The 6,910-nt window shown below is 72.6% G+C and carries 6 protein-coding genes and 1 pseudogene; 6 read left to right on the top strand and 1 reads right to left on the bottom strand.

Annotated features, from left to right (window positions below):
• The 3 genes from RDU12_RS10615 to RDU12_RS10605 all read left to right on the top strand — a co-directional run.
• The coding region (locus tag RDU12_RS10615) for a TonB-dependent receptor domain-containing protein (protein ID WP_308684592.1) at positions 1-1,592 on the top strand (1,592 nt) is incomplete at its 5' end.
• A gap of 236 nt (positions 1,593-1,828) precedes the next feature.
• Positions 1,829-2,770 carry an FAD:protein FMN transferase gene (locus tag RDU12_RS10610; RefSeq protein ID WP_300292725.1) on the top strand — a complete coding sequence of 314 codons (942 nt, stop codon included), beginning with the start codon at positions 1,829-1,831 and terminating at the stop codon, positions 2,768-2,770.
• A gap of 48 nt (positions 2,771-2,818) precedes the next feature.
• Positions 2,819-4,174, top strand: coding sequence for a bifunctional diguanylate cyclase/phosphodiesterase (locus tag RDU12_RS10605; protein ID WP_300292723.1), 1,356 nt, complete (start codon positions 2,819-2,821; stop codon positions 4,172-4,174).
• Positions 4,175-4,180: 6 nt separating this feature from the next.
• On the opposite strand, the gene RDU12_RS10600 is transcribed toward RDU12_RS10605, so the two are convergent.
• Positions 4,181-5,389, bottom strand: a complete 1,209-nt coding sequence (locus RDU12_RS10600; RefSeq protein ID WP_308684591.1) for an FAD-dependent oxidoreductase — start codon at positions 5,387-5,389, stop codon at positions 4,181-4,183.
• 89 nt (positions 5,390-5,478) lie between these two features.
• Here RDU12_RS10600 and RDU12_RS10595 point away from each other — a divergent pair, with 89 nt between their 5' ends.
• The 3 genes and pseudogenes from RDU12_RS10595 to RDU12_RS10585 all read left to right on the top strand — a co-directional run.
• A complete protein-coding gene (locus RDU12_RS10595; protein ID WP_300293213.1) occupies positions 5,479-5,793 on the top strand; it encodes a YerC/YecD family TrpR-related protein in 315 nt (104 codons plus the stop codon).
• A 5-nt stretch (positions 5,794-5,798) separates the two neighbouring features.
• Positions 5,799-6,680, top strand: a complete 882-nt coding sequence (hisG, locus tag RDU12_RS10590) for an ATP phosphoribosyltransferase (protein WP_300293215.1) — start codon at positions 5,799-5,801, stop codon at positions 6,678-6,680.
• Positions 6,680-6,910, top strand: a pseudogene (locus RDU12_RS10585) (histidinol dehydrogenase); the annotation flags it as partial. The gene hisG and the pseudogene RDU12_RS10585, both read left to right, overlap by 1 nt.

Genomic DNA, 6,910 nt, shown 5'->3' with positions numbered 1-6,910 from the left:
GCGCCGGCGGGGCGCTCGACGCCTCGATCTCCGAACGGGGCGGCGTCCGCCTCGGCGCCTCCGGGGCGACGGATATCGGCCCGGTCCGCCTCGTCGCCTCCGGCCTCTACGAGACCAGTGACGGCTACGTCCCCGTGCGCGGTCCGGACGCCGGCGCCGCCGACACGCCGCTGGATCTGGAGGTCCGCGCCGCCGCTCTGCGTGCCGATATTCCGCTCGGCGAGGCCGCACTCTCGGTGCGCGCCGCCGCCTTCGAGGAGGAGCGCGGTTCGGGCGTCGAGAACAGCCGCGCCAGCGCCAGCGGGAACGTCCTGTCGGCCACCGCCGCCGTCCAGCCGCGCGCCGACCGTCCCGGCTGGCGACTCCAGGCCTGGCGGCGCGAGAGCGACCTGTCGAACAGCTTCGTGGCCGTCGCCGACGACCGGTCCTCGGCCCGTCCGGCCGCCTCCCAGGACGAGACCCCCGCCACCGGCTGGGGCGCCAACGCCGCCCTGCGCCGGGTCATCGTCAGCGGCGTCGCCCGCATCGAATGGGAGCTGGGCGCCGACGCCCGCTTCAACGAGGGCGAGACCCGCGAACGCTTCCGCAATCTCGGCGCCGGCTTCACGCGCAGCCGCGTCGCCGGCGGGGAGAATTCGGTCGCGGGCCTCTATGCGGAGGGAGCCTGGACCAGTGGCCCATGGCTCGTCGCCGGGGGCCTCCGTTACGACGCATGGTCGAACAGCGACGGCCGCCGGCTCGAACGCGACCTGGCCACCGGCCTGCCGACGCTCGACGAGGCCGATCCCGACCGATCGGGCGAGGTGGTCAGCGCGCGTGTCGCCGCCCGCCGCGAGATCGGCGGCGGGCAGGCCCTGCGCCTCGCTGCCTACAGCGGCTTCCGCCCCGCCACCCTCAACGAACTGCACCGCCCGTTCCGCGTCGGCAACGACCTGACCGAAGCCAACGCCGCCCTGGAGCCCGAGCGACTGACGGGCGGCGAGGCCGGCTGGGCCTGGACCGGCGACGGCGCCTCTCTGACCGCGACCGCGTTCTGGAACCGGATCGAGGACGCCATCGTCAACGTCACCGTCGGCGAGGGCCCCGGGACCTTCCCGCGGGCCGGCTTCGTCCCCGCGGGCGGCGTTCTGCGCCAGCGGATGAACGCCGGGACCATCGAGGCGACCGGGCTGGAGGTCGACGGCCGCCTCGACCTGACTGCCGCCCTGTCGCTCCGCGCCGCCCTCTCCGCCACCGACGCCCGCGTCGACGGCGGCGCCGCGGCCCCGCAACTGACCGGCCTGCGCCCGGCCCAGGCCCCGATCTGGAGCGCCGTCGCCGGACTGGACTGGCGGCCGCTGGACCGGCTGGCGCTCGCCGCCGACCTGCGCTGGGAGAGCCGCCGTTTCGACGACGATCTCAACAGCCGGGTGCTGGACGCCGCCGCCACGGTCGATCTTCGCGCCGACTGGAGCCTCACCCCCTCCGCCGCCGTCTGGATAGCCGTCCACAATCTGTTCGACGCCGAGGTCGAGGTGGCCGAGACCGGCCCGGGCGTCGCCGGCTTCGGCCCGCCGCGAACTCTCGGTCTCGGGGTCAGGCTGTCGCGCTGACGCTCTTGCAAACCGTCGCAACTTCAGCACAAGCCGTTGGCGGTCGACGCCGCCACGCCCGCCATGAAAGTCCTGCCCTGACCGACCGCCCCTCCGCCCCCCATCGCTCCGCTCCGCCGCCCGTCCAGATCGGCCAGGGCGGTCCGCGCGCAGGCAATCGCGTCCTGATCCCCGTCCACGGCCGGACACCCTCGCGCCCGGATTCGGACCTGATCTGGGACTTCGCCGGCGAGACCATGGACACGACCTGGGCGGTTCGTCTGGTTCCCCCGCCGGGGCTCGACCGGGCCGCCTTTCAGTCGGCCATCGAGGAGGTTCTGGCCCGGATCATCCTCCTGTTCAGCCATTGGGAGTCGCGGTCCGAGCTCTCGCGTCTCAACGCCGCCCCGCCCGGCTTCTGGGCCGTGTCCGAGCCCTTCTGGGCGCTGCTGAACGCCGCGCTCGACCTCGCCGACGACACCAACGGCGCGGTTGACCCGACCCTGGGCGCCCTCGTCGATCTCTGGGGATTCGGCCCGCCCGGCCCGCGCCCGCTCGACGCCTTCGGCAAGGCTCACACCATCCCCTTCGAGGACGAGATCGCCACCGCCCGCGCCCTCAGCGGCTGGGGCCGCCTGCGGCTCAACCGCGACGCCCGCGCGGTGCAGCAGCTGGGCGGGGTCAAGCTGGACATGTCAGGCATCGCCAGGGGCCACGCGGTCGACAAGGTGTCGGAGCGTCTCACCGCCATGGGCGCGACCCACCATCTGGTCGAGATCGGCGGCGAGCTGCGGGGCGCCGGGGTCAAGCCCGACGCCCGGCCGTGGTGGGTCGAGCTGCAGCAGGCGCCTGGAACGCCGGCGCCCCGCACCGTCGCCGCCCTGTTCGACATGGCCGTCGCCACCTCGGGCGACTGGGTCCGCAATTACGAGGTCTATGGCCAGACCTACAGCCACATGATCGACGGCCGCACCGGCCGACCGGTCAACAACGGCGTCGCCTCGGTCACCGTGCTCGCCGACACGGCCATGTACGCCGACGCCATGGCCACCGCCCTGATCATCATGGGACCCGACGAAGGGCCCGCCTTCGCCGAAGCCATGAACATCGCCGCCGCCTTCGTCATCCGCGGCGAGGCCGGCCTGATCGAGACCGTCACCCCCGCCTTCGCCGCCATGTTGTCCGAAGGCGCGCGCTGATCGCCGGGGTTTACGCCCGCTTCATCCGGGTGCGTTAGACGCTGAAGGATGCGCAGTCCGTTCGCGTACCTGTCGGCGCTGCTTTCGCCGGTCTCCGGCCGGACGAACCCGCTCGACCACGACGCGCGGCTGACCCACATGGCCCTCCACGATCAGGAGACCGGGCTCGGCAACCGCCTGTCGCTGGAGCGCCTCGCCGCCGGGGAACAGCCGGTCTACGTCGTCCTGTTCGGCATTGACCGCTTCGAAGTGCTGCGCAACGCCATCGGCTACGATTCCATGGCCGCCTTGCTGACCATGGTGGGCCGCCGACTTTCCGGCCTGACCGGCAAGGGCTCCGTCGCCCGGGTCGGGGCCGGCGTTCTGGGCCTGGTCCTCCACGCCGGGGATGACGAACAGGCCGTCGAGGCCGCCGCGCGGCTCTGCGAGGCGGCCCAGGCCCCGGTGATCCTCAACGGGGCCCCGGTCGATATCGTCCTGACCGCCGGCGTCGCCCGCACCGGACAGGCCAACCGCAACGTCGCCTCTCCCGTCGACCGCGCCGCCATCGCCGTCGACCAGGCCCGCGCCGCCCATCGCCGGGCCATGGCCTTCGACGTCCTCCGCTATGGCGACCCCGCCGGCAATCTGTCGCTGATCAGCGAACTGATGGCCGCGCTCGACAACGGCGAATTCTCGCTGAACTACCAGCCCAAATACGATTTCCGCGCCGCAGGCGTCCGGGCCGTCGAGGCCCTGGCGCGCTGGACCCACCCGCGACGCGGCTGCGTCTCGCCCGACCTGTTCGTGGCCATGGCCGAAGAGACCGGCCACATCCGGCCGCTCACCGAATGGGTCATCCACCAGGCCATCCACGACCAGGCCGCGCTCCGCCAGGCCGGCCACGATCTGATGGTGTCGGTCAATGTCTCCGGCCGCCTGTTGTCCGACGAGAGCTTCGCCGATTTCGCCCTCTTGGCCGTCGAGGCCTCCGGGGCGCGGCTGTGCTTCGAGATCACCGAGACCGCCGTGTTCCGCAATCCCGAAGTCGCCCTGCACATCCTCGACCGGTTCGCCGAGGCCGGGATTTCGGTATCGCTGGACGACTACGGCTCGGGCCTGTCGTCCCTGACCTATCTGAAGCAGATCCGCGCCGACGAGTTGAAGATCGACAAGAGCTTCATCCTCGGCCTCGACGACTCGGCCCGCGACGCCCTGCTGGTCAAGTCGACCATCGATCTGGCCCACGGCCTCGGCATGAAGGTCACCGCCGAGGGGGTCGAAACGCCCACGGCGCTGGCGCTGCTGCGCGGCATGGGCTGCGACATGGCCCAAGGCTATCTGATCGGCCGCCCGGTCTCCTTCGCGGCCCTGCTCGAGCGGCTGGACGGGCCGGCGCGCAAGGCGGCCGTCGTCGCCGCCTGAGCGGCCTCACCCCGCCGCGACCGCCTTCATCGACACGGCCGGGTCGGCCAGCCGGCCCGCGTCCACCGGCGTGGCCCGGCCGATCATCTGACGGCCCGCCATGAACTCGGCCGGGGCGTTGACCGCCTCGACGCAGACGACCCGGTCGCCGGCCAGATGGAACACCGCGAACCCCGCCGCCTCCGGATCGCCGCGCAGCACCTGCCGGTCCGCGCCCTCGGGCAGGCCGGCGATCTGCAGCTTGACGTCGTACTGATCGGACCAGAACCACGGAACCTCGGGCGTCGGCGCGGGCCGTCCCGTGATCGCCGCCGCCGCCTGTTTGGCCTGCTCCAGCGCGTTCGGCACGCTCTCCAGCCGCTGCATCCGCCCGCCGTGCGCCGGAATGGGCCGGAAGGTCACGTCGCCGATGGCCCAGATGGCCGGGTCCGATGTGCGCGCCGTCTCGTCGACGACCACGCCGTTCTCCCGGACCAGGCCCGCGCCGGCCGCCAGCTGGTCGCAGGCCGCCGCCCCGACGCCGACCAGCACCGCGTCGGCCTCGATCAGCCGTCCGTCGCCCAGCCGCACCCCGCCGGCCTCGAAGGCCGTCACCTCGGCCGAGGTCAGCACCTCGACGCCGTGCTCCCGATGATAGCGGGTGAAGAAGTCCGACAGCGTCCGCGAGGCCACCCGGGCCAACACCCGGTCCATCCGCTCGATGATGACCGCCCCGGCTCCCAGCGCCCGCGCCGAGGCCGCCGCCTCCAGCCCGACATAGCCGCCGCCGACCACCGCCAGCCGCCGGCCAGGCCCCAGCGCCGCCTTCAGCCGCTCCGCATCCGCCAGCGTCCGCAGCTCCAGCAGGTCCGGCCGATCCGCGCCCGGGATCGTCAGCTTTCGCGCAGTCGAGCCGGTCGCCAGGATCAGGGCGTCATACGGCTCGACCGTCCCGTCGGCGAAGCTCACCGTCTTCGCCGACGCGTCGATCGCCGTCGCGGTCAGGCCGAGCCGCAGCTCGATCCCATGCTCTTTGTAGAAGACCTCCGGCCTCAGCAGCAGCGCCTCCAGATCGGCCTCGCCCTTCAGCCACGCCTTTGACAGCGGCGGTCGCTGATACGGCGGCGCCGGCTCCTCGCCCGCCAGCACGATCGGCCCCTCATGCCCGTACTGCCGCAGCAAGGCCGCCGCCGTCCCCCCCGCATGCCCCGCGCCGATGATCAGAACCTTGGTCATGGGATGCAGATAGAGGGGCGAGCGGCGAGGGTCGAGGGGCGACGAGACGCCTCTTGACCGTTCCACCGTTACAGCATAGTGGAACACGCATGACCGACACCCTCCCCCGCAACGCCGCCGCCACGGCCCGCAGCCGCGTCGCCCTTTACGACGCCCTGCTGTCCCTGAAGTCGCGAGAGGAGGTCGACGCCTTCCTCGCCGACCTCTGCACCCCGGCGGAACTGCGCGCCTTCGCCGAGCGCTGGGAGGTGGCCCGCCTGCTCGACGCCGGCGGCAAGTCGTATCGCGAGATCGCCGCCGAGGCCCAGGCCAGCCCGACCACGGTCGTGCGGGTCGCCCGCTTCCTCAAGGAAATGCCGCACCAGGGCTACCGCCTCGTGCTGGACCGCCTGAAAGCCGAGTAGAAATCATGAGCACTGTTCAGGGGCGGCTGCGTATCGCCGTCCAGAAATCCGGCCGCCTGGCCGACCGCAGCCTCGACCTCGTCCGCGACGCCGGTCTGCGCGTGGTCAAGGGCGCCAACGACCTGCTCTACCGGGTCGAGAACTATCCGATCGACCTGCTGCGGGTGCGCGACGACGACATCCCGACCTTCGTCGCCGACGGCGTCTGCGACCTCGGCATCGTCGGCGAGAACGTACTGGAAGAGGCCCGCAACGGCGGCCCCGTCGCCGAGGTGATCATGCCGCTCGGCTTCGGCCGCTGCACCCTGAAGATCGCCGTCCCGCCGACCCTGGCCTATGACAATCCGGCCTCGCTCGAGGGCCTGCGCATCGCCACCTCCTACCCCCGGATCCTGCGCCGCTGGCTCGACGAGCGGAACGTCGGCGCCGACATCGTCACCATGCGCGGCGCCGTCGAGGTCGCCCCCCGGCTAAAGCTGGCCTCGGCCATCTGCGACCTGGTCTCCACCGGCGCCACGCTCGAGGCCAACGGCCTCGGCGCGCGCGACACCGTGCTGGAAAGCCAGGCCGTGCTGATCCGCTCGCCGGCCGCCCCCGAGCCCGCCCTGCAACACCTGCTCGACAGCATCATCGAACGCATGGCCGGGGTGGTCTCATCGCAGGGGGCCAAATACGTCATGCTCAACGCCCCCCGCTCGGCGCTGGACCAGATCACCGCCATCCTGCCCGGCGCGGGCTCGCCCACGGTCATGCCCCTGTCGGGCCGCGACGACGCCGTCGCCGTCCACGCCGTCTGCCAGGAGGCGGTGTTCTGGGAGACGCTGGAGAAGCTCAAGGCCGCGGGGGCCTCGGCCATCCTCGTCCTGCCGATCGAGAAGATGATGTGATGCGGCTGATCGACTGGACCACCCTCGACGCCGCCGGGCGCCGCGACGCCCTGGCCCGCCCCCCGCGCCGCGCGGAGACCCGGGTCAGCGACGTGGTGCGCGAAATCCTCGACGACGTGCAGGCGCGCGGCGGCGGCGCCGTCGCCGACTGGAGCGTGAAGCTGGACGGCTTCGCGCCGCGCCGCATCGCCATCACGCCCGAGGCTGTCACCGCCGCCCGCGCCGCCCTG

Source organism: Brevundimonas sp., from assembly GCF_031082345.1.
Taxonomy (GTDB): domain Bacteria; phylum Pseudomonadota; class Alphaproteobacteria; order Caulobacterales; family Caulobacteraceae; genus Brevundimonas.
Note: the sequence above shows the minus strand (reverse complement) of the source record. Positions and strands in the feature narration are given on the sequence as shown.